The following is a 21,649-nucleotide window of genomic DNA, read 5'->3' as shown; positions in this document are numbered from 1 at the left end:
GGAACCGGGAACATGTGAGGGCCCGGTCGCCGTGGTCGAGCGACCGGGCCCTCGTCCCGAACTGACGCGCCGCTCCCACCACGAAGCGACACGTGAAACTTAGCCAAGCCTTACCTATGTTGTCAAGCCGCGGACGGGAGCGGGTCCTCCCGCCGAGCCGGGACGCGATCCGGCCCCGCGGCCGGGTCCTCGACGCGTTCCGCCGGACCGGGACAGGACACCCACCCGCGGAACGCGGGACGGCCCGGCCGCTGTGGTCGATGCGGCCGGGCCGTGTCTCCCGAACTGACGCGCCGCTCCCACCACGAAGCGACGAACTGAAGTTAGCCTAGGCTTACCTCTACCGTCAAGAGCGGCACGGGAATCCGGGAGGACTCAGCCGACGACGGGCCGGCCGCGGGCCGGGTCGAGGCGGCCGGTGGCCCCGGCGCGCCGCTCGAACCAGATCGTCGTCAGCGGCGGGATGCTGGCGAGCAGACCGATCACGGTGGTGCGCAGGTCCCACCGGAACAGCCGGGCGGTCCACAGCGTGACCAGCACGTAGGCGACGAACAGCGCCCCGTGGATCGGCCCCATGACCTGCACCCCGACCTCGGTGGTGGCCAGCACCCACTTGAAGAACATGCCGATCAGCAGGCCGGTCCAGGACAGCGCCTCGGCGACCGCCACGACCCGGAAGGCCTTGGCGACGAGGGTCGGGTCGTTCATGACGGGTGCTTCCTCCAGGCGGGCGGGACGTCGGAGTCCACTCTGCCGTATCCGCCGCACCACCTTCTACCGGGTGTCGAAAGACACGCGGTGCGATGAGTTGCCGCACCGTGGCCGGTCGGAGCAGGCAGGGCCCCGCGACCGTGGGGCGCCGACCCGACCGGAGGTGGCACCCGTGCTCGATCTCGCCCCGACCGCCCGCGCCGTCGCCGACGTCGTCACCGGTGTCCGCGACGACCAGCTCCACGACCCGACCCCCTGCGACGACATGACCGTCGCCGCCCTGCTCGACCACCTGCACGGTCTGGCGTGGGCGTTCCGGGTCGCGGCGCAGAAGTCCCCCGAGGCCGCGGGTACCGCGCCGAGCGCAGACGCCGCGCACCTCGTCGCGGACTGGCGCACCGCGGTCCCGGCCCGGCTCGGCGCACTGGCGCAGGCCTGGCGCGAGCCGGCCGCCTGGGAGGGGTTCACCGCGGTGGGCGGGATGGACCTGCCCGCCGACGTCGCCGGGGTCATCGCCCTCGACGAGCTGGTCCTGCACGGCTGGGACCTCGCCGTCGCGACCGGGCGCCCGTTCGTCCCCGACGACGACGCCGTCGCCGCCGTCCTGGAGTTCACCACCGCGATGTCCGCACCCGGCCAGGAGGCGTCCCGGGAGGGCCTGTTCGGGCCGGTCGTCCCCGTCCCGGAGGACGCGCCGGCGTTCCACCGGGCGCTCGGCAACAGCGGTCGCGACCCGCGCCGGGGGCGCTGACGCGGGGTAGCGTCGACCGCCGTGGTGACGTCCCCGCACGGCAAGGTCCGCATCGGCGTCGGCTCGGTGGGGCTGCGCGCCACCGACCCCGGCTCGGAGTTCGACGAGTTCGTCGACGCCCTCGAACGCGCGCGCGTCGACTCGCTGTGGCTGCCCGACCTCGTCTCCGCCCCCGGGGTCGACGCATTGGTCGGCACCACCTGGGCGGCCGCCCGGACCCGGACGCTCAAGGTCGGCACCGGCGTCACGATCCTGCCCGGCCGCAACCCGATGCTGCTCGCGGCCGAGCTCGCGTCACTGGCGGTGCTGGCGCCGAAGCGGATCCTGCCCGCGTTCGGCATCCGGGCGGCGACGCCGTCGGAGCGCCAGCTGTTCCCCGTCCCCGGTACCCGGGCGGCGGTGTTCGAGGAGTCCCTCGTGGTGCTGCGACGGCTGCTGTCCGAGGAGTCGGTGACCCACCACGGCGAGTTCTTCACCCTCGACGACGCGACCGTCGCGCCGCGCCCGGCCCGCCCGCTCGACCTGTGGCTGGGCGGTCGCGCGGAGGTCGGGCTGCGCCGGGTCGGCCGGCTCGCCGACGGCTGGCTGGGCAGCTTCCTCACCCCCGGCGAGTCCGCCCGTGCCCGCACCGTCATCGAGGCCGCCGCCCGCGACGCCGGCCGGGCGATCGACGACGACCACTACGGCACCAACGTCACCGTCGTGCTGCCCGGCGACGGGTCCGGCGCCGCCGCCGACCACGCGCTGCACCGGGCCGCCCAGCAGCGGCCCGACGCCGACCCGGAGCAGCTGGTCGCCCGCGGCTGGGACGGCGCCGCCGAGCAGATCCGCCGCCACGTCGAGGGCGGGCTGACCAAGTTCGTGGTGCGCCCCGCCGCTCCGGCGCGGGACTGGGCCCGGTTCCTCGACGAGTTCGTCGCCGAGCTGGGGCCGCTCGAGTCGGACTGAACGATCCCGGGCGAGTGACCGATCACCTACGGTGAGTGAGTGGTCGACTCCCCGCACGGCACGGTCCGCATCGGTCTCGGCCTCGTCGGGGCCCGCGACCTGTCCACCTTCGCCGACGAGTTCGACGAGCTGCTCCACGCCCTCGACGCCTCCGCGGTCGACTCGCTGTGGCTGGCCGACATCGCGTCGAAGTCGGTGGTCGACCCGATGGTCGGCAGCACCTGGGCCGCGGCGCGCACCCGCACCCTGAAGGTCGGCACCGGCGTCACGGTGCTGCCCGGGCGCAACCCGATGCTGCTCGCCTCCGAGCTCGCGTCGCTGGCGGTGCTCGCGCCCCGGCGGATCCTGCCGGTGTTCGGGCTGCAGGCCGCCCAGCCCCAGACCGGCAGCTGCACCCCGTACCGGGCCGGCGCGCTGCGGCGCTCGAGGAGTCCCTCGTGGTGCTGCGCCGGCTGCTGACCGAGGACTCCGTGACCCACCACGGCGAGTTCTTCACCCTCGACGACGCCGCCGTCCTCCCCCGCCCGGCCGCCCCGCTCGACCTGTGGCTGGGCGGACGCGCCGACGCCGGGCTCCGGCGCGCCGGGCGGCTCGCCGACGGCTGGCTCGCCAGCTTCCTCACCCCCGCCGAGACCGCCCGGGCCCGCGGGATCATCGAGACCGCCGCCCGCGACGCCGGCCGCACGATCGACGACGACCACTACGGCACCAACCTGTGGGTCGCCCCGCCCGGCGCGGACCCCGGGCCCGCCCGCGCGCCGGCCGGGGCCCAACGCCCGGACGTGGACTGGCGCGACATCGTCGGCGACGGCTGGGACGGCGTCGCCGAGCTGGTCCGCCGGCACGCCGACGGCGGCCTCACCAAGTTCGTGGTGCGCCCGACCGGGCCGGTGGCGGACTGGCCGGGGTTCCTCGACCGGTTCACCACCGAGCTCGGGCCGCTCCAGTCGGGCTGAGCGGCGGGGTGCGGCGCCGGGTCAGCGCGTCGTCCAGATCCCCCCGTCGACCGGCAGCACCGCGCCGGTCACGTAGGACCCGGCGGCCCCGGCCAGGAACAGCGTCGCCCCGACGACGTCCGACGGCTTCCCCAGGCGTCCGAGCGGGGTGGAATCGGCGATCTCGTCGCCCGCCGCCTCCAGCGTGGCGCGCATCATCCGCGAGGGGAACGGTCCCGGCGCGATCGCGTTCACGGTGATCCCGCGGCCGGCGAGGTCGCGGGCCAGCACCCGGGTCAGCTGGTGCACCCCGGCCTTGCTGGCCGAGTAGCTGTAGTTCGGCAGCTCGGGGACGCGCAGCCCGTCGATGCTGCCGATGTTGATCACCCGGGCCGGGTCCTCGGCCGACCCGGCGGCCTCCAGCAGCGGCAGGAACGCCCGGGTCAGGAAGAACGGCGCCTTCAGGTTGAGGGCGAGCACCTTGTCCCAGGCGTGCGCCGGGAACTCCTCCAGCGGCGCACCCCAGGTCGCGCCCGCGTTGTTGACGAGCAGGTGCACCCGCTCCTCCCGCTGCCCGACCTCGGCGGCCAGCCGGACGCACTCGTCCTCCGACGACAGGTCCGCGGCGATGCCGGTGCCGCCGATCTCCGCGGCGGTGTCGGCGCAGGCGTCGGCCTTGCGGCTGGACACGTAGACCCGCGCCCCTGCCTCGGCGAGCCCGCCCGCGATCATGCGGCCGATGCCGCTGGTGCCGCCGGTGACCACGGCCACCCTGCCGCGGACCTCGAACAGTTCGGAGATCATGAAGCACGCTAACCGGAGAGCTGGCACCCTCGCAGCCATGACCCGTTCCCGCGACCGCGACGACCGGGGCCGTGCCCGCAACGCCCGCCCCCGCGACGCCGCCGGGCGTCCGCTCCCGCACGGCGCACCCGGCGTCGAGCGGGTGCCCGAGGACCTGGTGCTCTCCCCCACCGACGCCGTCACCGAGGCCCAGCGCCTCCTCGACTCGGGCCTGCCCTTCAACGCCCACGAGATCCTCGAGGGTGCCTGGAAGGACGCGGGCGACGACACCCGCGACCTGTGGCGGGCGCTGGCGCAGCTCGCGGTCGGGCTGACCCACGCCCAGCGCGGCAACGCCCGCGGCGCCGTCGCGCTGCTGCGCCGCGGCGCCGAGGGCGTCCGGCTGTGGCAGGTGCTCGACGTCGCCGTCCCGGCCGGGCTGGACCTCGACGGGCTGGTCGGGCACGCGGACGCACTCGCGGACGACGTCGACCGGGACGGACCCGGCGCCGTCACGGCGGCGCGGCTCGCACCACGGCTGCGGGGGGCCCGGGCGCAGGGGAGCCCGGGAGCCTGACACGGCGCGGCCGCGCGCCGGGGAGCCATCCACCGGGAGCCGCCGCCGGGGAGTCCGACGCCACCCCACGACGTCCGTGACTCCGGCGCCTCCCCCGGGCCACCATGGGGCCGTGCCCCACCACCCCGTGTCCCGCCCCGCACACTGACGGTGGCCGCCCGTCCCACCTCCCGGTCCTGGCCCCGCGCGCTGCTGCGTGAGGCCCGGTCGCTGCCCACACTGGCGCTGCTCGGGCTGATCGCCGTCGTCGGCGTCCCGCTGGTGATCCTGCTGACACCCGAGAACCACGTCGAGGTGTTCGGCCAGGACGTCGGCGTGGGCGCCCGGGTGCCGCCCCTGACGCTGTCGGGGCCCGCGCAGATCGCCCAGCTCGGCAACGCCGAGTTCGACCTCACGACCGTGCAGGTGTGGGGTCCGATCCGGCCGCGGCTGTCGATCGGGCCGTTGAAGCGGCCCGCCGACAACGGCCCGGTGCTGGGCCCGCACACGGTCGACGGCGCGGGCGACGCGGTCCGCGACCTCGGTGAGGGGTTCGTGACCTGGTACCTCTGGGGCGCCGCGGGCATGGTGCTGGTCGCGCTGCTGGGCAGCGGGCTGACGGCGACCGCACGGCTGCTGCTGGCGCTGCGCCGGACCCGCACCCGCCGGTACCGGCCCGTGCACTGGGACGACCTGGCCGGGCCGATCGGGCGGATGACCGTCGTCGCGGTGACCGCCTCGGTGCTGCTGTGGGCGGGCGCCGGGGTCGCCGCGCTGCACGGCACCCTCACCGGTCTGGGGCGGGTCACCTCGCTGACCGACCTGGTCGGGGCGGCGACGGTCACCCCGTCGCCGGTCGGGCCCGCGGTCACCGGGGTCGCGGGCGCGGTGATCGGGGACTCCCGTGCGGCCCGGATCGGCGGCCCGCCGCTGCGGCAGGACGACGGCACCGTCACCCCCGAGGACCGCGCCTGCGGGCGCAGCACCGACTCCACCGCCGCCGAGCTGGCCCGGCTGCGCGGCGAGGACGTCCTGAACCTGGCCTGCGCCGGGGCGGGCGTCGCGACCGGGCTGCGCGGGCCGCAGCTGCGCGAGGGCGTCACCGTCGACCCGCAGGTCGGGCGGCTCAAGCAGGTCCGGAACCTGCAGTGGGTGGTCGTCGCGGTCGGCCCGAACGACCTGGCCTGGTCGGACTTCCTGCTGTACTGCTACGGCCTCGCCACCTGCGACGACCGGCTCTCCGACGGCGAGTTCGAGTCCCGCCTCGCCGGGTTCGCCCGCGACGTCGGCGCCCTGTTCACCGACCTCGACACGCTGCCGGGGCGCCCGCGGGTGGTGGTCACCCTGTCCTACGACCCGTTCCCGGCCCGGTTCGACCCGACCTGCGCGGACATGCGCGGCCCGGCCGGCACCCCGGGTCTGGACCAGGCCAAGCTCGACCTGCTCGCCGAGCGGAACCGCAGGCTCAACGACGTGCTGGCCGACGGCGCCGCCCGCTTCGGGTTCGGCACCGCCGCGCCCGCCCTGGCACCGCTGTGCGACCCGGACCGCGACCGGATGCCGCCGGACGTCATGGGGCTCGCCACCCCCGACCCGTTCCACCCGACGGCGGTCGGCTCGCTGCGGATCGCGGCGTCGGCGGCGGCGGCCCTGGCCGGCCCGCGGCCCGCCGGGACGCCGTGACCCCCCGCCGGGCCGCTCAGGCGTCGGCGTCGCGCAGCACCCGCAGCGCGTTGCGGTGGGCCAGCTTCGCCAGGTCCTCCGCGCTCCATCCGCGGTCGGCGAGTGCGTCGAGCAGCCGCGGGTAGGTGGACACGTCGGAGAGCTCGTCGGGCAGGTCGGTGGTGCCGTCGTAGTCCCCGCCGATGCCGACGTGGTCGATGCCCGCGGCCTCGCGCAGGTGCTCGACGTGCGCCACGACGTCGGCGAGGGTGGCGCGCGGCTGCACGGGCCCGTCCCAGGTCTCGACGAACCGGTTGCGGGCGGCGAGGTCGCGGTGGTCGGCCCCGGCGTCGGCCATCGCCTCCCGGACCCGCTGGTCCCACTCGGTCACGGCGGCGGAGACGAAGCGCGGCACGAACGTCGCCATCACCACGCCGCCGTTGCCGGGCAGGCCCTCCAGCACGTCGGCGGGCACGTTGCGCGGGTGGTCGGTGACGGCGCGCGCGCCGGAGTGGGTGAACAGCACCGGCCGGGTGGTGACGGCGAGGGCCTGGTGCATCGTCGCCGGTGCGACGTGCGAGAGGTCGACGATCATGCCGATGCGGTTCATCTCGGCGACGACCCCGCGGCCGAACTCCGACAGCCCGTCGTGGCGGGGCGTGTCGGTGGCCGAGTCGGCCCAGTTGTTGTTCAGGTTGTGGGTCAGGGTCAGATAGCGGACCCCGAGCCCGCGCAGGACCCGCAGCACGGCGAGGGAGTCGGCGATGCAGTGCCCGCCCTCCGCCCCCATCAGGGAGGCGACCCGCCCGGAGCCGACGACGGCGTCGACCTCGTCGGCGGTGTCGGCGAACGCCAGGGCGTCCGGGTGGGCGGCGACCAGCCGCCGCACCCGGTCCACCTGGTCGAGCACCGCGGTGACGGCCTCGTCGTGGCCCAGCTCGCCGGGTACGTAGACCGACCAGAACTGGGCACCGACCCCGCCGGCCCGCAGCCGCGGGAGGTCGGTGTGCAGCCGCGGGTCCCCGGCGGCGACGTCCGGCTCGCGCACCGGGTCGCCGCCGGAGAGCTCGCGCAGCGCCCAGGGCAGGTCGTTGTGTCCGTCGAGTACGTAGACCATGCCCCGGAGCCTGCCAGTGCTCAGTAGCGGATGACGCCCCGGATGTTCCTGCCCGCGTGCATGTCCTCGTAGGCCGTCGCGACCTGGTCCAGCGTGTAGGTGGTGGTGACCAGCTCGTCGAGCTTCAGCGCGCCGGCGCGGTAGAGCTCCAGCTGGCGCAGGATGTCCCAGTTCGGGTTGGACATGCCGAACATCGCGCCCTGGATGCGCTTCTGGAACAGGGTGACGTCGGCCAGCGACACCGGCAGCGGCTCGGTGGAGTTGATGTCACCGAGCGCGGTGACGACGACGGTGCCCGCCTTGCGGATCGAGGCCATCGCCTGCCCGACGTGGTCGGGCTTGACGACGCCGACGGTCACGATGGTCTGGTCGGCGCCCTGACCGTTGGTGAACTGCTTCGCGATCTCGGTGGCCTCCTCCATCGTCTCCACCGCGTGCGTGGCGCCGAGCTCCTGGGCCTTCTCACGCTTCAGCGCGACCGGGTCGACGGCGATGATGTTCGCCGCGCCCGCGTGCGAGGCACCCTGGACCGCGTTAATCCCGATGCCGCCGATGCCCATGACGATCGTGGTGTGGCCCGGCTGCACGCCGCCGGCGTTGACCGCGGAGCCCCAGCCGGTGCCGACGCCGCAGCCGACGAGGCAGGCGACCTCGAGCGGGATGTCGTCGGGGACCTTCACGCAGGAGTCCTCGGAGACCAGGGTCGTCTCGCAGAAGGTCGAGATGCCGCACATCTGGCCGACCGGGGTGCCGTCGTCGGCGAGCCGCAGGCGGGTGGTGGGCTCCTCCCAGCGGGTGCCGGCGAGCAGGCCCGCTCCGAGGTCGCAGAGGTTCTGCATGCCGCTGGCGCACCAGCGACAGTGCCCGCAGGAGGGCAGGAACGAGAAGACGACGTGGTCGCCCTCCTTGAGGCCCTTCTTGTTGGCCCCGGCGCGGGTGACGATGCCGGAGCCCTCGTGGCCACCGGCGAACGGGTAGGTCCCGACCGGGATGTCCCCGGTGGCGATGTGGTCGTCGGAGTGGCACAGCCCCGACGCGACCATCTTGACCTCGATCTCGCCGGCGCGCGGCTCGTCGAGTTCGAGGTCGACGACCTCGTACTTGCCCGGAGCGCTCCGGACGATTGCTCCACGGGTGTGTCCCACGGTGGTTCACCTCAGACGTCGTCGTCCAACAGGATGCGCACGCGACGATATGAGGCCGATCACTCCAGGGGAAGCGCCACACGCAGATCGCGGGACACCGTTCGTCTGTAGACCGTGTCGCTAACGGGGCATCCGACGCCACACGGCGCGGGGCAGCAGCCGCAGCCCGAGGAACAGCAGCCGCAGGGTGCCGGGCACCCAGACGTCGGCGTTGCCCCGCCCGCGCCGGACCGCGCGGACCGTCGCGTCGGCGACCTGCGCGGGTGTCGACGACAGCGGCGCCGGGCTCATCCCCTCGGTCATCCGGCCGATGACGAACCCCGGGCGGATCAGCACCAGCCGCACCCCGGTCCCGTGCAGCGCGTCGGCCAGGCCGGAGGCGAACCCGTCGAGCCCGGCCTTGGCACTGCCGTAGACGTAGTTGGCGCGCCGCACCCGCACGCCGGCCACCGAGGAGTAGACGACCAGCGTCCCGCTCCCCTGCGCGCGCAGCACCTGGGCCAGCTCGGTGAGCAGGTGCACCTGGGCGAGGTAGTCGGTGTGCACGATCGCGGCGGCGTGCGCGGCGTCGGTCTCGGCGCGGGCCTGGTCGCCGAGGATCCCGAACGCGACGACGGCGACGTCGATCCGGCCGTGGCGCGCCGTCACGTCGTCGAGCAGCGGGCGGTGGCCGGCGAGGTCGTCGGCGTCGAAGGCGACGGTGTCCACCGTGGCGCCCGCGGCCCGGACCCGGGCCGCCTCCGCCGTCAGCGCCCCGGGGCGGCGCGCGGCCAGCACGACCGTCTCGGTGTCCCCGGCGGCGAGCCGTTCGGCGACCTCCAGCCCGATCTCGCTGCGACCACCCAGGACCAGGACCGTGCGCTCCGAACCACCCACGCGGTGCAGCCTCCCACCCGGTGGCGGACCGTCGTCGCCATGGGGTCGGACGGGGGAGCCGGTGCGGTGCGGTCACCCAGGTGCGCCGCGACCGGCTCGGCGCCCACCCGGTCCGAGGCCGGTGTGGGTCCGCTCACACCGGACCGGGTGGGGATGGGCGGGGCCGGCCCCGTCGTTGTCTGCTGACACGGGACGCGCCCGCCGCGTCCGGGAAGGGGACCGTCGTGGACCTCCTGCTGCACCACGGGCTGACCGCGTTCGGGCAGTTCGTGTCGTGGGCCGAGCTCGTCGGGCAGATCGGCGCCATCGCCGTGGTGTTCCTGGCACGCCGGCGCAGCCTCGCGACCTGGCCGGTGCAGATGGCGGCCTGCGTGCTGCTGTTCACCGTCTACGCCTCGGCGCACCTGGGCGGGCTCGCGTTCCGGCAGGTCATCGTGCTGGCCATCTCGGTGTTCGGGCTCGTCGCGTGGCTGCGCAGGCGCGACCCGGTCTACGGCCTCGCGGTGCGCCAGGCGAGCACCGCGCAGCGGCTCGGGCTGGTCGGGCTGCTCGTCGGCGGCACCGTCGTGATGGCACTGGTCCTCGAGGCGCTCGACGCCAGCTGGGCTCCCTGGCCGGACGCCGCGATCTTCGTCGGGACCGCGGTCGCGTTCCTCGCCCAGGGTCTGCGGTTCATCGAGTTCTGGGTGATCTGGCTGCTGGTCGACGCCGTCGGCGTGCCGCTGCAGCTGGCCTCGGGGCTGTGGTTCTCCGCCGCGGTCTACGTCGTGTTCGCCGGTCTGGTCGTGCACGGCTGGTGGAGCTGGGCGCGGGCCCGGCGCACCGTGGGGTCCGCGCAGCGGGAGCCGTCGCGGGCGGTCTGAGCCGCCACGGGATACTGCTCGGATGAGCACGTCCCCCGTCCGCCGCGCCGCCGTCCTCGGTTCCCCGATCGCCCACTCGCTCTCGCCCGCGCTGCACAACGCCGCCTACACCGCGCTCGGGCTGACCGGCTGGTACTACGACCGGCACGAGGTCGACGAGGAGGGCCTGGCCGGGTTCGTCGCCGGGCTCGGCCCGGAGTGGGCGGGGCTGTCGCTGACGATGCCGCTCAAGCGGGTGCTGCTCGACGTCGCCGACCACGTCGCACCGGGGGCGGCCGCGATCGGCGCCGGCAACACCCTGGTGTTCGAGGGCACCGGTGCGACCGCGCACAACACCGACGTCACCGGCATCGCGCGCTCGCTGCGCGCCGCGGGCGCGGGGGGCGGGCGCGCCGTGGTGCTCGGGGCGGGCGGGACCGCGCAGGCCGCCGTCGCCGCGCTGCACGACATGGAGGTCGACGCCGTCGACGTCCTGGTCCGCGACGCGGGGCGGACCTCTGCGCTGCGCGGGACGGCCGAGCGGCTCGGCACCGAGGTGACGGTGCACGCGGTGCTCACCGACCCGCCCGCCGCGGCGCGGCTGCTCGAGGGCGCCGACGCGGTCGTCTCCACCCTCCCGGCGGGGGCGGCCGACGCACTGGCCGGTGCACGCTGGCGGCCGGGGACCGTGCTGCTCGACGCCGTCTACGCGCCGTGGCCGACTGTGGTCGCGGGCGGCGCGGCGGCGGCCGGGGCGCGGATCGTGTCCGGCCTGGAGATGCTGCTGCAGCAGGCGGTCGCGCAGGTCGAGCTCATGACCGGGCGTCCCGGTCCGGAGGCCGCCATGCGCGAGGCGCTCGACGCGGCCGTGCTCGCCCGCAGCTGACCCCCGGCCCGGGCGGTGCCGCGGCCCGGGGGCGCGCTGCTCAGGCCGGGGTCCGGGCCGCGGCGGCCCGTCCGGCGCGGCGCCGCGCCGGTGCCCACGGAGTGCGGCCCCACGGCGTCGCGACCGAGGCCCAGGTCATGAACAGGACCGCGGCGATGTTCAGCGCCGCGCCGGTGACGAGCGCCCGCCCGACCGGGCTCGTGGAGTCCCCCGCCGCGAACGCCACCACGCTCTGCTCCACCCACACGCCCACCGCCAGGGTGCTCCACACGATCACCGCGACGGTCAGCACCAGCTTGACCAGCACCCACCAGTACCGGGTCAGGCCCCACGGGCTCACGAGCGCGACGACCACCCCGCTGACCAGCGCCGCGAACGCCAGCGGGATGACCAGCCACCAGTCGACGACGTCGACGAACCGGTACGCGGCGGCCGCCGTGGCCGGGTCCGCACCCAGCGCGACGCCGGCGAGCACGACGTTCGCCGCGCCCGCGCCCATCCACCCCACCGACACCGCGACGTGCACGAAGACCAGCCACTGCCGTACCCGCTTCCCCACCCGCGCCACGCCCTGAGAATAAGGCACCTGATAATTTTCGGCGAGCGGAGCGCCGCGGGCGGGACGACCATGGCGGTCGTGGAGGAGAAGAGCTGCGCGGTCTGCGGGCGGCGGATCGAGTGGCGGAGGAAGTGGGCCGACGACTGGGAGCAGGTGCGTTACTGCTCCCAGGGCTGCCGCAGGCGCAAGGTCCGCCCGGTCGACACCGAGCTGGAGTCGGCGATCACCGGGCTCCTCGACCGGCGCCGGGGCGGGGCGACGATCTGCCCGTCCGAGGCGGCCCGCGCCGTCGACCCCGACGGCTGGCGCGACCTCATGGAGCCGGCGCGGATGGCCGCGCGCCGGCTCGTCGACGCCGGGCGCGTCGAGATCGTGCAGTCCGGCCGGGTCGTGGACCCGTCGACGGCCAAGGGCCCGATCCGGATCCGCCGCGTGCCCGGCTGAGCGCCGTGCCAGGCTGACCCCGTGCCCCGCGACACCTACACCCACGGCCATCCGGGCGTCGTCGTCCGGTCGCACGCGGCCCGCACCGCGGAGGACTCGTGCGCCTACCTGCTGGACCGGCTCACGCCCGGCACCAGCCTGCTCGACGTCGGCTGCGGCCCCGGCAGCATCACCGCGGACCTGGCCGAGCGGGTCGCGCCCGGCCGGGTCCGCGGCGTCGAAGTGGTGCCCGGACCGCTGGAGCAGGCCCGCGCCGGTGCCGCCGCCCGCGGCCTGGAGGTGGAGTTCGCCGTCGACGACGGCTACGCCCTGTCCGACCCGGACGGCACCTGGGACGTCGTGCACGCCCACCAGGTGCTCCAGCACGTGTCCGACCCGGTCGCGGTGCTGCGCGAGATGGGCCGGGTCGCCCGGCCGGGCGGCCTGGTCGCCGCCCGCGACGCCGACTACGCCGGGTTCCACTGGTGGCCGCAGGACCCGCGGCTGGACCGCTGGCTGGAGCTGTACCGGGCCGTCGCCCGCGGCAACGACGCCGAGCCCGACGCCGGACGACGGCTGCTCGGCTGGGCGCACGCGGCCGGGTTCACCGAGGTGACGCCGTCGGCGTCGGTCTGGTGCCACGCGACCCCGGAGGCCCGCGCCGCCTGGGGCGGGATGTGGGCCGACCGCATCCACACCGGCGTCGGCCGGATGGCCGTCGAGCGCGGGCTGGCCGGGGAGTCCGAGCTGGACGGGATCTCCGCGGCGTGGCGGGAGTGGGCGGCGCACCCCGACGGCTGGATCGTCATCCCGCACGGCGAGGTCCTCTGCCGGGTGCCCGACCGGCCCTGAGCCGCCGGGTCAGGCGCGGCGGTGCAGGGCGACCACGTAGTCGCCGCCGGACCAGGGCGCACGGTCCCAGGTGGACCACCGCGCGACCGGGTCGAGCCCGGCGGAGGCGCACCAGGCGTCGTGGTCGTCGGGGGTGGGCCAGCCCGGCTGCGCGGCGAACCCGGCCAGCAGCAGGCCGCCCGGACGCAGGTGCCGGGCGCAGCCCGCGACCACCCCCGCGCGGTCCTCGGCGTAGGGGATCACATTGCCCGCCAGCACGACCAGCCCGAACCGCTCGGGCAGGTCCAGGGTCTCCAGGCCGGTGGTGACCCAGCGCAGCGCAGGCGCCTTGGCCCGCGCCGCGGCGATCATGTCCGGGTCCGGGTCGACGCCGACGACCGCGACGCCGCGCCGGTCCAGCTCGATCGCGACGCGGCCGGTGCCGCAGCCGCCGTCGAGGACGGGGCCGTCCCCGCGCAGCGCGCAGACCAGGTCGGCCTCGCCGTGCGGGTTCTCCCCGGCCGCGGCCATCGCCGCCCACCTGCGGTCGTAGTCGTCGAGGTCGACCCGGCCGCGCCAGGCCTCCCAGTCGTCGGGGAGCCCGCCGGGGCCCGGCTCACCGGGGTCGGCGCGGGGTCCGCTGCGGTCGGACAGGGCGTGGTCGTCCGGGGCGTGGTCGGGCACCCCCGCAGGTTAGGCGGCGACCCCGGAGCCCAGCCGACCGCGCAGCCACCGGCCGACGCCCGCCCCGCGCAGACACGGGTGGAGCACCACGACGGGCTCGGGCACGCCGGTGTCGGTGCCGAGCAGCGCGGCCACGCCGACCAGGTCGCCGGCGGCGGTGCGCAGCAGCAGCGCCGGTCCGGCGACGGGCGCCAGCAGCCCCGCGAGGTCGGCGGCCGTCCAGTCCACGGCCGGTTCCCCGGCCAGGCAGGTCCGCAGCAGCACGTCGAGCTCGGCGGTCTCCTCCCCCACCGCGGGTTCCGCGACGAGCTCGGCCCCGCCGGGCAGCAGCACCGTCGCCCGGGGCGGCGGGGTCCCCGCGCCCGCCCGCAGGAACGCCTCGCCGCGGGCCCGCTCGGTGACGGTGAACGGCGCCCAGTCCCGGGCAGCCAGCACCGGCGGGCCGGCCGGTGCGGTGAGCTCCAGGACGTGCGTCCCGGCCGCGACCGGGCCGGTGCCGACCTCGTCTGCGTGCAGGAGCGCGGCGAGGCCGTCGAACAGCCCGTCCCGGCCGCGGGCGGCGGCCACGAGGTCGAGCGCCCGGGTGGGTCCGTCGACCAGCTCGTGCGGGTCGGCCGGGGTGATCTGCACGGTGTCCGGGCCGGACCCGCGCAGCCGCCGCCGGATCACCCGCGACAGCCGGTCCGCGGTCACCCCGCCGCCGACGAGCATCTCGTCCACGACGGTGCCCGCGTCGCGGCCGTGCACCGACAGCGACAGGATGTTGCCGCCGACCTCGGCGACGGCCGCGGTCAGCCGGGCCAGCGCACCGGACTCGTCGGGCAGCCGGACGCGGACCTTGAGCAGCGGCGCCGGTCCCGGCCCGGCCGCGGTGGCGAGGACCACCGGGTCGAGGTCGGCCGGGCCGGGATCCGTCCTGCCGGGGGCCACGGCGTCCACCACCCGCAGCACCGGCGGGACGGACGGGCCGTCGACGAGGGTCTGCCCGGGGCCGACGGCGGAGTGCCCGGCCGCACGCAGCGCGGCCCACATCGTCACCTGGTTCGCGGTGAGCACCGGCTTGCCGAGCTCGCGCTCCAGCACGGCGATCGCGTCGTAGGTGGGCAGGTTGGTGCAGGAGACGAAGACCGCCTGCGCGTCGGGGTGGTCCGCGGCGCGCACGGCCGCGGCGACCTGCTCCGGGGTCGTCGTCCAGATGTGGCCGAGCAGGCCCAGGCCGTGCCGGGCGACGGTCTCGACACCGGATCCGGCGAGGAAGTCGGCGAGCAGCCCGGTGAGGTCGTCGACGTAGGGGGTGGCGACGGCGAGCCGGGTGACCCCCAGCTCGGCGCACGCCGCGACCAGCGACCCCGCCGTCGTGACCGCCGCCGGCGCGCCCGCGGCCAGCACCGCGTCGCGCAGCGCGGCCTCCCCCGCCACGCCACCGACGAAGCTGCCCGAGGTGCACGAGTACGCGACCACGGCGGGCCCCGGTGTCAGCACCTCGCGGGCCGCCTGCCGGACCATGGCCGGGTCGGAGATCAGCCGGGCCTGCGCGGCGTCGGCCGGGGTCGCGACGAACGGCGTGCGGGTCACGTGCAGCGTGACCCGCTCGGGGACCCACCGCCACATCTCACGGTCGAGGGCGAAGTCGTACGGCACGACCACACCCACCCGGTCCCGCTCACGCGGGGACGACAGCTCACCCATACCGGCCTCCATGACGCAACGATCACCGTCCATCGTTGCCGCCACGGGTCGCGGCGGTTTCGCGATGGTGAGGACGCCCGCCGGAGGCCGTGTGGGTACTGCCCGTTCTCGATCGTCCTGCCGCAAGGATGCCAGCGGTGGCGGCGCCGTGACCTCCGTGCTACGCCGACCGGCGCCTGCGGTGCGCCGAGTGCGCTACGCCCCGGCCCAGCCGCGCGGGTCGGACTCCGGGCGCGTCGCGACCGCGCGCAGGAACGCCTGGGCCCGGGCCACCTCGGTGACGGTGAACGGCGCCGCCCGCCGGGCGACCAGCCGGGTGCCGTCGGGCGCGGTCAGCTCCAGGTCGTGCTCGTCGCGCGCACCCGGCTCGTCCGGGCCCGGCGTCCGGACACCCGACGCGCCGAGCAGCGCGGCGATCCCGTCGGCGGGACTCTGACCGGCGGCGACGATGTCCAGTGCCCGGGTGGGCGGGTCGACCAGGTCGTGCGGGTCGGCGGTCATGACCAGGACCCCGCCGCCGGGGGCCGCCCCGCAGACCGCCACCGACAGCTCGCCGACGCTGCACGGCCCGGACACCAGCAGCTCGTCGACGACGGAGCGCGCGTCCTGACCGTGCACCGACAGGGCGAGGATGTTGCAGCGCACCTGCGCCAGCGCCGCCGTCAGCCCGGCCAGCGCACCGGGTTCGTCGGGCAGCCGCACCCGCACCCGGTAGAGGCCGTTGGTCGTCCCGGGATCGGTGCTCATCACCACCAGCCTGCGGCACCGATGTTGCGGCCCTGTGTCGGGGCGGTGTCGGGTGCGTCGCGGCCGGCGCGCCCGCCGGCCGCGACGCGCCGGCGGCGCGGGTCAGCCGCAGACCGCCCCGTCGGCCGCGGACGACACGAGCTTCGCGTACTTGCCCAGGACTCCGCGCCGGTTCGTCGGCTCCGGGCACGTCCACTGCGCACGCCGCCGCTCCAGCTCGGCGGGCTCGACGCCGATGTCGATCGTGCGGGCCTTCATGTCCAGGGTGATCGTGTCGCCGTCGTGGACGAGGGCGATCGGTCCGCCGTCGGCGGCCTCGGGGGCGACGTGCCCGACGCACAGCCCGGTCGTGGCACCGGAGAAGCGGCCGTCGGTGACCAGCAGGACGTCCTTGCCGAGGCCCGCGCCCTTGATCCGACCGGTGACGGCGAGCATCTCCCGCATCCCGGGCCCGCCGCGGGGACCCTCGTAGCGGATCAGGACGATCGTGCCGGGCCCGATCTCGCCGGCGTCGACGGCGTCGAGTGCGCCCTGCTCGCCGTCGAAGACGCGGGCGGTGCCGGTGAAGGTGGCGGCGTCGAACCCGGCGGACTTGACGACGGCGCCGTCGGGCGCGAGCGAGCCACGCAGGATCGTGAGGCCGCCGGTGGGGTGGATCGGGTCGGCGAGGTCGTGGATGACCGAGCCGTCGAGGCCCGGCGGGTCGAGCTCGGCGAGGTTCTCCGCGACCGTGCGGCCGGTGACGGTGCGGGCGTCGCCGTGGATCAGGCCCGCGTCGAGCAGCGCCTTCATCACCACCGGCACGCCCCCGACCTGGTCCACGGCGTACATGAGGTGCCGCCCGAACGGCTTGACGTCGGCCAGGTGCGGGATCCGGTCGCCGACGGTGTTGAAGTCGTCCAGGGTCAGCGGCACCTCGGCCTCGCGGGCGATCGCGAGCAGGTGCAGCACCGCGTTGGTGGACCCGCCGAAGGCCATGACGACGGCGATCGCGTTCTCGAACGCCTCGCGGGTCAGCACCGACCGCGCCGTCAGGCCGCGGGCGATCATGCCGACCGCGGCCTCGCCGGAGGCACGGGCCACGCCGTCGCGGCGACGGTCCACCGCGGGCGGGCTGGCCGAGCCGGGCAGCGCCATCCCGAGCGCCTCGGCGGCCGCGGCCATCGTGTTCGCGGTGTAGAAGCCGCCGCAGGCGCCCTCCCCCGGGCACATGGCCCGTTCCAGGGTGTCGAGCTCGTCGGGGGTGATCAGGCCGCGCGCGCACGCCCCGATGCCCTCGAACGCGTCGCCGATGTTGACCTCCCGGTCGCCGACCCGGCCCGGCATGATCGATCCGGCGTAGACGAACACCCCGGCGAGGTCGAGCCGGGCCGCGGCCATCAGCATCCCGGGCAGCGACTTGTCGCAACCGGCCAGGAGCACCGTCCCGTCGAGCCGCTCGGCCTCGACGACGGTCTCCACCGAGTCGGCGATGATCTCCCGGCTGACCAGCGAGTAGTGCATGCCCCGGTGCCCCATCGAGATGGCGTCGGACACCGAGATCGTGCCGAACTCCATCGGGTAGCCGCCCGCGGTGTGCACACCCTCCTTCGCCGCGGTCGCGAGCCGCTGCAGCGACAGGTTGCAGGGGGTGATCTCGTTCCAGGACGAGGCGATGCCGATCTGGGGCTTGGCGAAGTCGTCGTCGCGCATGCCGACCGCGCGCAGCATGCTGCGGGCGGCGGTGGCGCCGATGCCGTCGGTGACCTGATGACTGCGGGGCTTGCGGGAACTGGTGGTGGCCATGCGCGCTCCTCGGCCGGACTCCGGTGTCGGGACGGGGCCGATCCTGCCGCACATCACCGGCGCAGGCCCGTTTCCGGCCGCAACGGATAGCCCGTCCGGGCGTATCCGTTGCTACGGGTGATCGTTGGACTCTCCGGCAGCACCGTCATTCACCCGAGAGGACCCGAGCGACACTCATGGCGCACACGAACGAACCCACTCCCCGTAGTATTCGACGGGTGCGTCGCCGCCGCGCGCTGGTCGTCGCGGCCACCGGGCTGGTCGTCGGGCTGGGCGCCGCGGGCACCGCGGTCGCCGCCGGCACCGGCTCCGGCGTCGCCGGCACCCCGTGCTCGGCGACGGCGAAGGCCTGTGTGGACCTGGAGTCCCAGCAGGCGTGGCTGATGAAGGGCGGGAAGGTCACCTACGGCCCCGTCGCCGTCGCCACCGGTGGGCACGGCACGGAGACCCCGACCGGGGACTTCGCCGTCTACGACAAGGACCGCGACCACCACTCCGCCGAGTTCGACGGCGCCCCGATGCCGTGGTCGGTCTTCTTCGCCCCCGGCGGCATCGCCTTCCACGAGGGCGACCGCGACTCCGGGTCCGCGGGCTGTGTGAAGCTGCGCAACCAGGACGCGACGGTGTTCTTCGGCAAGCTGGCCCACGGTGACCGGGTCGAGGTGCGCTGACCCTCCCCACCGACGACGACAGGGGCCCCGCGCGGATCGCGCGGGGCCCCTGTCGTCTGCCGTGTGTCAGCGGGCGCCGGCGTTGTCCCGGTCGCGACGCACGTTGGCCTTGCGGCCCTTCAGCGTCGTCGCGCCGCGCAGCGAGCGCAGCACGTCGTCCGCGGCGTGCTCGGGCACCTCGACCAGCGAGTGGCGCTCGTGGATCTGGATGGCGCCGATGTCGCGGCCGGACAGCCGGGACTCGTTCGCCAGCGCGCCCACGATGTCCTGCGGGCGCACACCGGAGGCACGGCCCGCCGAGACGAACAGGCGGGTCGCCCCGGCCTTCGGCGGACGGGCGCCCTGGCCGCGGGCACCGCCCGGACGGCCGTCGCGGTCGCGGCGCGGGCCACGGTCGCCGGGGCCGCTGTCACGGCCACCGCGCGAGCGGACCTGCGGGATCTCGATCTCGTCGTCCGGCACCGAGTTGCCGGCGCGGGCGATCCGGATCGCCGCGGCGGCGATCGAGGCGAGGTCGTGGTCGCGGGCCAGCTCGACGACGAGCTGCTCCACGCCGTCCTGCGGCGGGGTGTCGGCGTCCTGACCGGCCTGCTCGCGCAGGGCCAGCGCGGTGCGGGCGAGCCGCACGGTGCGCAGGTCCTCCGGCGACGGCACCGGCGCGCTGGGCACCGACGCCCCGATGAGGCGCTCGATGTTGCGCAGGTGACGCACCGACCCCGGAGTGACCAGGGTGATCGCGACACCCTCGCGTCCCGCCCGGCCGACCCGGCCGATGCGGTGCACGTAGGACTCCGGCGACGAGGGCACGTCGTGGTTGACCACGTGGGTCAGCGAGTCGATGTCCAGACCACGGGCCGCGACGTCGGTGGCGACCAGCAGCTCGGTGCGGCCGGCGCGCAGGCGCTCGACGACCCGGGTGCGGTGCTCCTGGTCCATGCCGCCGTGCAGCGCCTCGGCGCGCAGACCGCGCGCGGTCAGGGTCTCGGTGACGGCGTCGACGTCGGCGCGGGTGCGGCAGAACACGATCGCCGCGGTCGGCTGCTCCATCTCGAGCACCCGGCCCAGCGCGACGGTGACGTGGCTGCGGGGCACGTGGTACGCGGTCTGGCGGACCCGCGGGGCCTCGCCCTCGGGCGTGGCCTCCTTCTTGATCCGGATGTCGGTCGGGTCGCTCAGGTGGGTCCGCGCCAGGCTCTGGATGCGTCCCGGCATGGTCGCCGAGAACAGCACGGTCTGGCGGCCCCGCGGCGTCGCGCCGAGGATCGTCTCGATGTCCTCGACGAAGCCCATGTCGAGCATCTCGTCGGCCTCGTCCAGGACGGCGACCTCGATCGCGTCCAGGGCGAGCGCGCCCCGGTTGACCAGGTCGATGGCGCGGCCGGGGGTGGCGACGACGATGTCGACGCCGCGGCGGAGCTGGCCCAGCTGCGGGCCGATGGGCGCGCCGCCGTAGACGCAGGCGACCGAGGCGCCGAGCGCGGCACCGTACTTGGAGACCGCGTCGCCGACCTGCATGGCCAGCTCACGGGTCGGGGCGAGCACCAGCCCGAAGGGCTTGGTGCCGCGGGAGCGGGAGGTGCGGCCGTCGGCCAGACGCTGCAGCATCGGCAGCGAGAACGCGGCGGTCTTGCCGGTACCGGTGGCGGCCTGGCCCAGCAGGTCGCGCCCGGCGATCAGCGGGCCGATCGCGGCGGCCTGGATCGGGCTCGGCGAGGCGTAGCCCAGCTTCTCGAGGGTGTCGAGCAGCTGCGGCGCGAGGCCGAGGTCGGCGAAGGTCGGCCCGGCGGGGGTGTCGTCGACCGGCTCGTCGGCGGTGCCCGCGTCCTCGGTGCGCGCGTCCTCGACACCCGCGACCTCGGCCCCGTCGCCGGAGGCGGTGCTCTCCCCGGCGGCGGTCGTGTCGGGGGTGGTGGCGTCGTCGGTGTCCGTCATGGCGGCGGAAGTGGTGATCTCGTCTCCGGAGTCGTTCAGGTCGGGGTACTGGTCCAGCAGAATGCTCACTCGGTCCTCAAATGGCGTGCGCAAGGGGGGTGCGCTGTGTCGTCGGGCGGCTCTCGCCCGCTCTCCCAGCCCGCCAGGCCCGCGTGCGGCATCTCGATCCAGATGATGTGCCGGTGAACCCAGACCTCCGGGGCTCGCGGCCGTGCGTCGTCGCCGACGGCCGTCGATCGACCAGTGTGCCATGTCCCGGCGCGGTCCGTGCGCCGGGTCCCGCGTGACCGACACCACCGATGCCCCTGGTCACGACCCTCGGCACGGCCACGGGGAGATCACCGACCCTGGTCGGGTGACGGCATTCCTCTCCAGCGCCGCGGCCCGGCGACCGGCGAACCTGCGTGATCTCGGTGGTCTGCGTACGACGGACGGCTATCGCGTACGGCACGGGGTGCTCTACCGGTCCGACGCGCCCCGCCCGGGCGACCCGCGCGACGCCCGGACCCTCGACCTGCCCGAGGGATCGCCGTGGCCGCCGCGGACCGTCGTCGACCTGCGCTCGGCGGCGGAGACAGGCGAGCCGCATCCGCTCGCCGACGTCGCGGACGTCCGCCCGGTCCCGCTCGGCGCGTCGCTGACCCCGGAGCGGGTCGCGACGGCCGCCGCCGGGAAGGACGGGCTCGGGTGGGCCTACCGGCTGCTGGCGGCCGAGGCCGGCGCCGAGCTCGCGGGGATCGTGCGGACCGTCGCCGACGCGCCCGCCCCGGTGCTCGTGCACTGCGCCGCGGGCAAGGACCGGACCGGGATCGTGGTCGGGGTGCTGCTGGCCGTGCTGGACGTGCCGCGCGCGACGGTCGTCGCGGACTACCTGCGCACCAACGAGGTCCTGCCGACGCTGTGGGACCGGCTGCGCGCCTGGGGCCAGCCCGAGCCCGACGACGAGGCGCTGCTCGGGGTGGACGCCGCCGCCCTGGAGGCAGTGCTCGACGACCTCGACGCGCACCCCGCCGGCGCGGCGGGCCGACTGCGCGAGTGGGGCGTCGGCGACGACGACCTGCGCCGCCTCGCCGAGCGGCTGCTGGAGCCGGTCCTCCCGCACTGACCGCGACCGGG

The 21,649-nt window shown here is 75.7% G+C and carries 23 protein-coding genes; 12 read left to right on the top strand and 11 right to left on the bottom strand.

Annotation, left to right across the window (positions count from 1 at the left end):
• Window positions 1-375 precede the first annotated feature (375 nt).
• Window positions 376-708 (bottom strand): DUF3817 domain-containing protein, encoded by a 333-nt coding sequence (locus tag KPF22_RS13735; protein WP_208819174.1) that lies wholly within the window; start codon window positions 706-708, stop codon window positions 376-378.
• A 175-nt stretch (window positions 709-883) separates the two neighbouring features.
• Here KPF22_RS13735 and KPF22_RS13730 point away from each other — a divergent pair, with 175 nt between their 5' ends.
• Genes KPF22_RS13730 through KPF22_RS32095 form a run of 4 tightly spaced genes read left to right on the top strand, consistent with a single transcriptional unit; the run spans window position 884 to window position 3,366 of the window.
• A complete protein-coding gene (locus KPF22_RS13730) occupies window positions 884-1,462 on the top strand; it encodes a TIGR03086 family metal-binding protein (RefSeq protein WP_308010390.1) in 579 nt (192 codons plus the stop codon).
• Window positions 1,463-1,483: 21 nt separating this feature from the next.
• Window positions 1,484-2,410, top strand: a complete 927-nt coding sequence (locus KPF22_RS13725) for a TIGR03854 family LLM class F420-dependent oxidoreductase (RefSeq protein WP_224402271.1) — start codon at window positions 1,484-1,486, stop codon at window positions 2,408-2,410.
• 39 nt (window positions 2,411-2,449) lie between these two features.
• Window positions 2,450-2,869: an LLM class flavin-dependent oxidoreductase gene (locus tag KPF22_RS32100; protein WP_308010389.1), complete on the top strand. Its 420-nt coding sequence runs from the start codon at window positions 2,450-2,452 to the stop codon at window positions 2,867-2,869.
• Window positions 2,848-3,366 (top strand): LLM class flavin-dependent oxidoreductase, encoded by a 519-nt coding sequence (locus KPF22_RS32095; protein WP_308010388.1) that lies wholly within the window; start codon window positions 2,848-2,850, stop codon window positions 3,364-3,366. The genes KPF22_RS32100 and KPF22_RS32095 overlap by 22 nt, the downstream gene beginning before the upstream one ends.
• 21 nt (window positions 3,367-3,387) lie before the next feature.
• Here KPF22_RS32095 and KPF22_RS13715 read toward each other — a convergent pair whose 3' ends face one another.
• Window positions 3,388-4,149, bottom strand: a complete 762-nt coding sequence (locus KPF22_RS13715; protein WP_255624259.1) for an SDR family oxidoreductase — start codon at window positions 4,147-4,149, stop codon at window positions 3,388-3,390.
• Window positions 4,150-4,186: 37 nt separating this feature from the next.
• Here KPF22_RS13715 and KPF22_RS13710 point away from each other — a divergent pair, with 37 nt between their 5' ends.
• Window positions 4,187-4,705, top strand: coding sequence for a DUF309 domain-containing protein (locus tag KPF22_RS13710; protein ID WP_224402270.1), 519 nt, complete (start codon window positions 4,187-4,189; stop codon window positions 4,703-4,705).
• Between the two features lie 150 nt (window positions 4,706-4,855).
• Entirely contained in the window at window positions 4,856-6,367 is a 1,512-nt protein-coding gene (locus KPF22_RS33140) for a GDSL-type esterase/lipase family protein (protein WP_208819170.1), read from the top strand.
• Window positions 6,368-6,383: 16 nt separating this feature from the next.
• Here the strand turns inward: KPF22_RS33140 and KPF22_RS13700 are convergent, their stop codons facing one another.
• From KPF22_RS13700 to KPF22_RS13690, 3 genes are all read right to left on the bottom strand, one after another.
• Complete coding sequence (locus tag KPF22_RS13700) at window positions 6,384-7,463, bottom strand: dipeptidase (protein ID WP_208819169.1); 1,080 nt, start codon at window positions 7,461-7,463, stop codon at window positions 6,384-6,386.
• 20 nt (window positions 7,464-7,483) lie between these two features.
• Window positions 7,484-8,608 (bottom strand): NDMA-dependent alcohol dehydrogenase, encoded by a 1,125-nt coding sequence (locus tag KPF22_RS13695; RefSeq protein ID WP_224402269.1) that lies wholly within the window; start codon window positions 8,606-8,608, stop codon window positions 7,484-7,486.
• Window positions 8,609-8,728: 120 nt separating this feature from the next.
• On the bottom strand, window positions 8,729-9,484 hold the full coding sequence (locus KPF22_RS13690) for an SDR family NAD(P)-dependent oxidoreductase (protein ID WP_224402268.1): 756 nt from the start codon (window positions 9,482-9,484) through the stop codon (window positions 8,729-8,731).
• Window positions 9,485-9,708: 224 nt separating this feature from the next.
• Between KPF22_RS13690 and KPF22_RS13685 the strand changes: the two genes are divergently transcribed.
• Window positions 9,709-10,347 (top strand): nicotinamide mononucleotide transporter family protein, encoded by a 639-nt coding sequence (locus KPF22_RS13685; RefSeq protein WP_208819166.1) that lies wholly within the window; start codon window positions 9,709-9,711, stop codon window positions 10,345-10,347.
• Window positions 10,348-10,369: 22 nt separating this feature from the next.
• Window positions 10,370-11,212: a shikimate dehydrogenase gene (locus KPF22_RS13680; protein WP_224402267.1), complete on the top strand. Its 843-nt coding sequence runs from the start codon at window positions 10,370-10,372 to the stop codon at window positions 11,210-11,212.
• 40 nt (window positions 11,213-11,252) lie between these two features.
• On the opposite strand, the gene KPF22_RS13675 is transcribed toward KPF22_RS13680, so the two are convergent.
• Window positions 11,253-11,780: a hypothetical protein gene (locus tag KPF22_RS13675; RefSeq protein ID WP_224402266.1), complete on the bottom strand. Its 528-nt coding sequence runs from the start codon at window positions 11,778-11,780 to the stop codon at window positions 11,253-11,255.
• 69 nt (window positions 11,781-11,849) lie between these two features.
• Between KPF22_RS13675 and KPF22_RS13670 the strand changes: the two genes are divergently transcribed.
• Together KPF22_RS13670 and KPF22_RS13665 are read left to right on the top strand one after the other, a co-directional pair.
• Window positions 11,850-12,215, top strand: a complete 366-nt coding sequence (locus tag KPF22_RS13670; RefSeq protein ID WP_224402265.1) for a DUF2256 and DUF3253 domain-containing protein — start codon at window positions 11,850-11,852, stop codon at window positions 12,213-12,215.
• Between the two features lie 21 nt (window positions 12,216-12,236).
• A complete protein-coding gene (locus KPF22_RS13665) occupies window positions 12,237-13,046 on the top strand; it encodes a methyltransferase domain-containing protein (RefSeq protein ID WP_208819163.1) in 810 nt (269 codons plus the stop codon).
• Window positions 13,047-13,055: 9 nt separating this feature from the next.
• Here the strand turns inward: KPF22_RS13665 and KPF22_RS13660 are convergent, their stop codons facing one another.
• From KPF22_RS13660 to ilvD, 4 genes are all read right to left on the bottom strand, one after another.
• On the bottom strand, window positions 13,056-13,709 hold the full coding sequence (locus KPF22_RS13660; RefSeq protein WP_224402264.1) for a bifunctional 2-polyprenyl-6-hydroxyphenol methylase/3-demethylubiquinol 3-O-methyltransferase UbiG: 654 nt from the start codon (window positions 13,707-13,709) through the stop codon (window positions 13,056-13,058).
• 9 nt (window positions 13,710-13,718) lie between these two features.
• Window positions 13,719-15,398: a hypothetical protein gene (locus KPF22_RS13655; protein ID WP_224402263.1), complete on the bottom strand. Its 1,680-nt coding sequence runs from the start codon at window positions 15,396-15,398 to the stop codon at window positions 13,719-13,721.
• Window positions 15,399-15,593: 195 nt separating this feature from the next.
• Window positions 15,594-16,145 carry an ACT domain-containing protein gene (locus KPF22_RS13650; protein WP_208819161.1) on the bottom strand — a complete coding sequence of 184 codons (552 nt, stop codon included), beginning with the start codon at window positions 16,143-16,145 and terminating at the stop codon, window positions 15,594-15,596.
• Between the two features lie 102 nt (window positions 16,146-16,247).
• A complete protein-coding gene (ilvD, locus tag KPF22_RS13645; protein ID WP_224402262.1) occupies window positions 16,248-17,930 on the bottom strand; it encodes a dihydroxy-acid dehydratase in 1,683 nt (560 codons plus the stop codon).
• Between the two features lie 218 nt (window positions 17,931-18,148).
• Between ilvD and KPF22_RS13640 the strand changes: the two genes are divergently transcribed.
• On the top strand, window positions 18,149-18,601 hold the full coding sequence (locus KPF22_RS13640) for a L,D-transpeptidase (RefSeq protein ID WP_308010386.1): 453 nt from the start codon (window positions 18,149-18,151) through the stop codon (window positions 18,599-18,601).
• Window positions 18,602-18,667: 66 nt separating this feature from the next.
• Here the strand turns inward: KPF22_RS13640 and KPF22_RS13635 are convergent, their stop codons facing one another.
• The gene (locus tag KPF22_RS13635) at window positions 18,668-20,602 is read right to left on the bottom strand and encodes a DEAD/DEAH box helicase (protein ID WP_224402260.1); all 1,935 of its coding nucleotides are present in this window, start codon (window positions 20,600-20,602) and stop codon (window positions 18,668-18,670) included.
• A gap of 286 nt (window positions 20,603-20,888) precedes the next feature.
• On the opposite strand from KPF22_RS13635, the gene KPF22_RS13630 reads away from it, so the two are divergent.
• Window positions 20,889-21,638, top strand: coding sequence for a tyrosine-protein phosphatase (locus KPF22_RS13630; RefSeq protein ID WP_224402259.1), 750 nt, complete (start codon window positions 20,889-20,891; stop codon window positions 21,636-21,638).
• Window positions 21,639-21,649: the final 11 nt, after the last annotated feature.

It is taken from the genome of Pseudonocardia sp. ICBG1034 (genome assembly GCF_020131375.1).
In the GTDB taxonomy this organism is placed as follows: Bacteria; Actinomycetota; Actinomycetes; order Mycobacteriales; family Pseudonocardiaceae; genus Pseudonocardia; species Pseudonocardia alni.
Note: the sequence above shows the minus strand (reverse complement) of the source record. Positions and strands in the feature narration are given on the sequence as shown.

Bases quoted from the DNA above. Each gene is read 5' to 3' on its own strand.
- KPF22_RS13710 (WP_224402270.1), top strand. From the start codon at position 4,187: ATGACCCGTTCCCGCGACCGCGACGACCGGGGCCGTGCCCGCAACGCC.
- KPF22_RS13680 (WP_224402267.1), top strand. From the start codon at position 10,370: ATGAGCACGTCCCCCGTCCGCCGCGCCGCCGTCCTCGGTTCCCCGATC.
- ilvD (WP_224402262.1), bottom strand. From the start codon at position 17,930: ATGGCCACCACCAGTTCCCGCAAGCCCCGCAGTCATCAGGTCACCGAC.
- KPF22_RS13655 (WP_224402263.1), bottom strand. From the start codon at position 15,398: ATGGGTGAGCTGTCGTCCCCGCGTGAGCGGGACCGGGTGGGTGTGGTC.
- KPF22_RS13700 (WP_208819169.1), bottom strand. From the start codon at position 7,463: ATGGTCTACGTACTCGACGGACACAACGACCTGCCCTGGGCGCTGCGC.
- KPF22_RS13735 (WP_208819174.1), bottom strand. From the start codon at position 708: ATGAACGACCCGACCCTCGTCGCCAAGGCCTTCCGGGTCGTGGCGGTC.
- KPF22_RS13715 (WP_255624259.1), bottom strand. From the start codon at position 4,149: ATGATCTCCGAACTGTTCGAGGTCCGCGGCAGGGTGGCCGTGGTCACC.
- KPF22_RS13650 (WP_208819161.1), bottom strand. From the start codon at position 16,145: ATGAGCACCGATCCCGGGACGACCAACGGCCTCTACCGGGTGCGGGTG.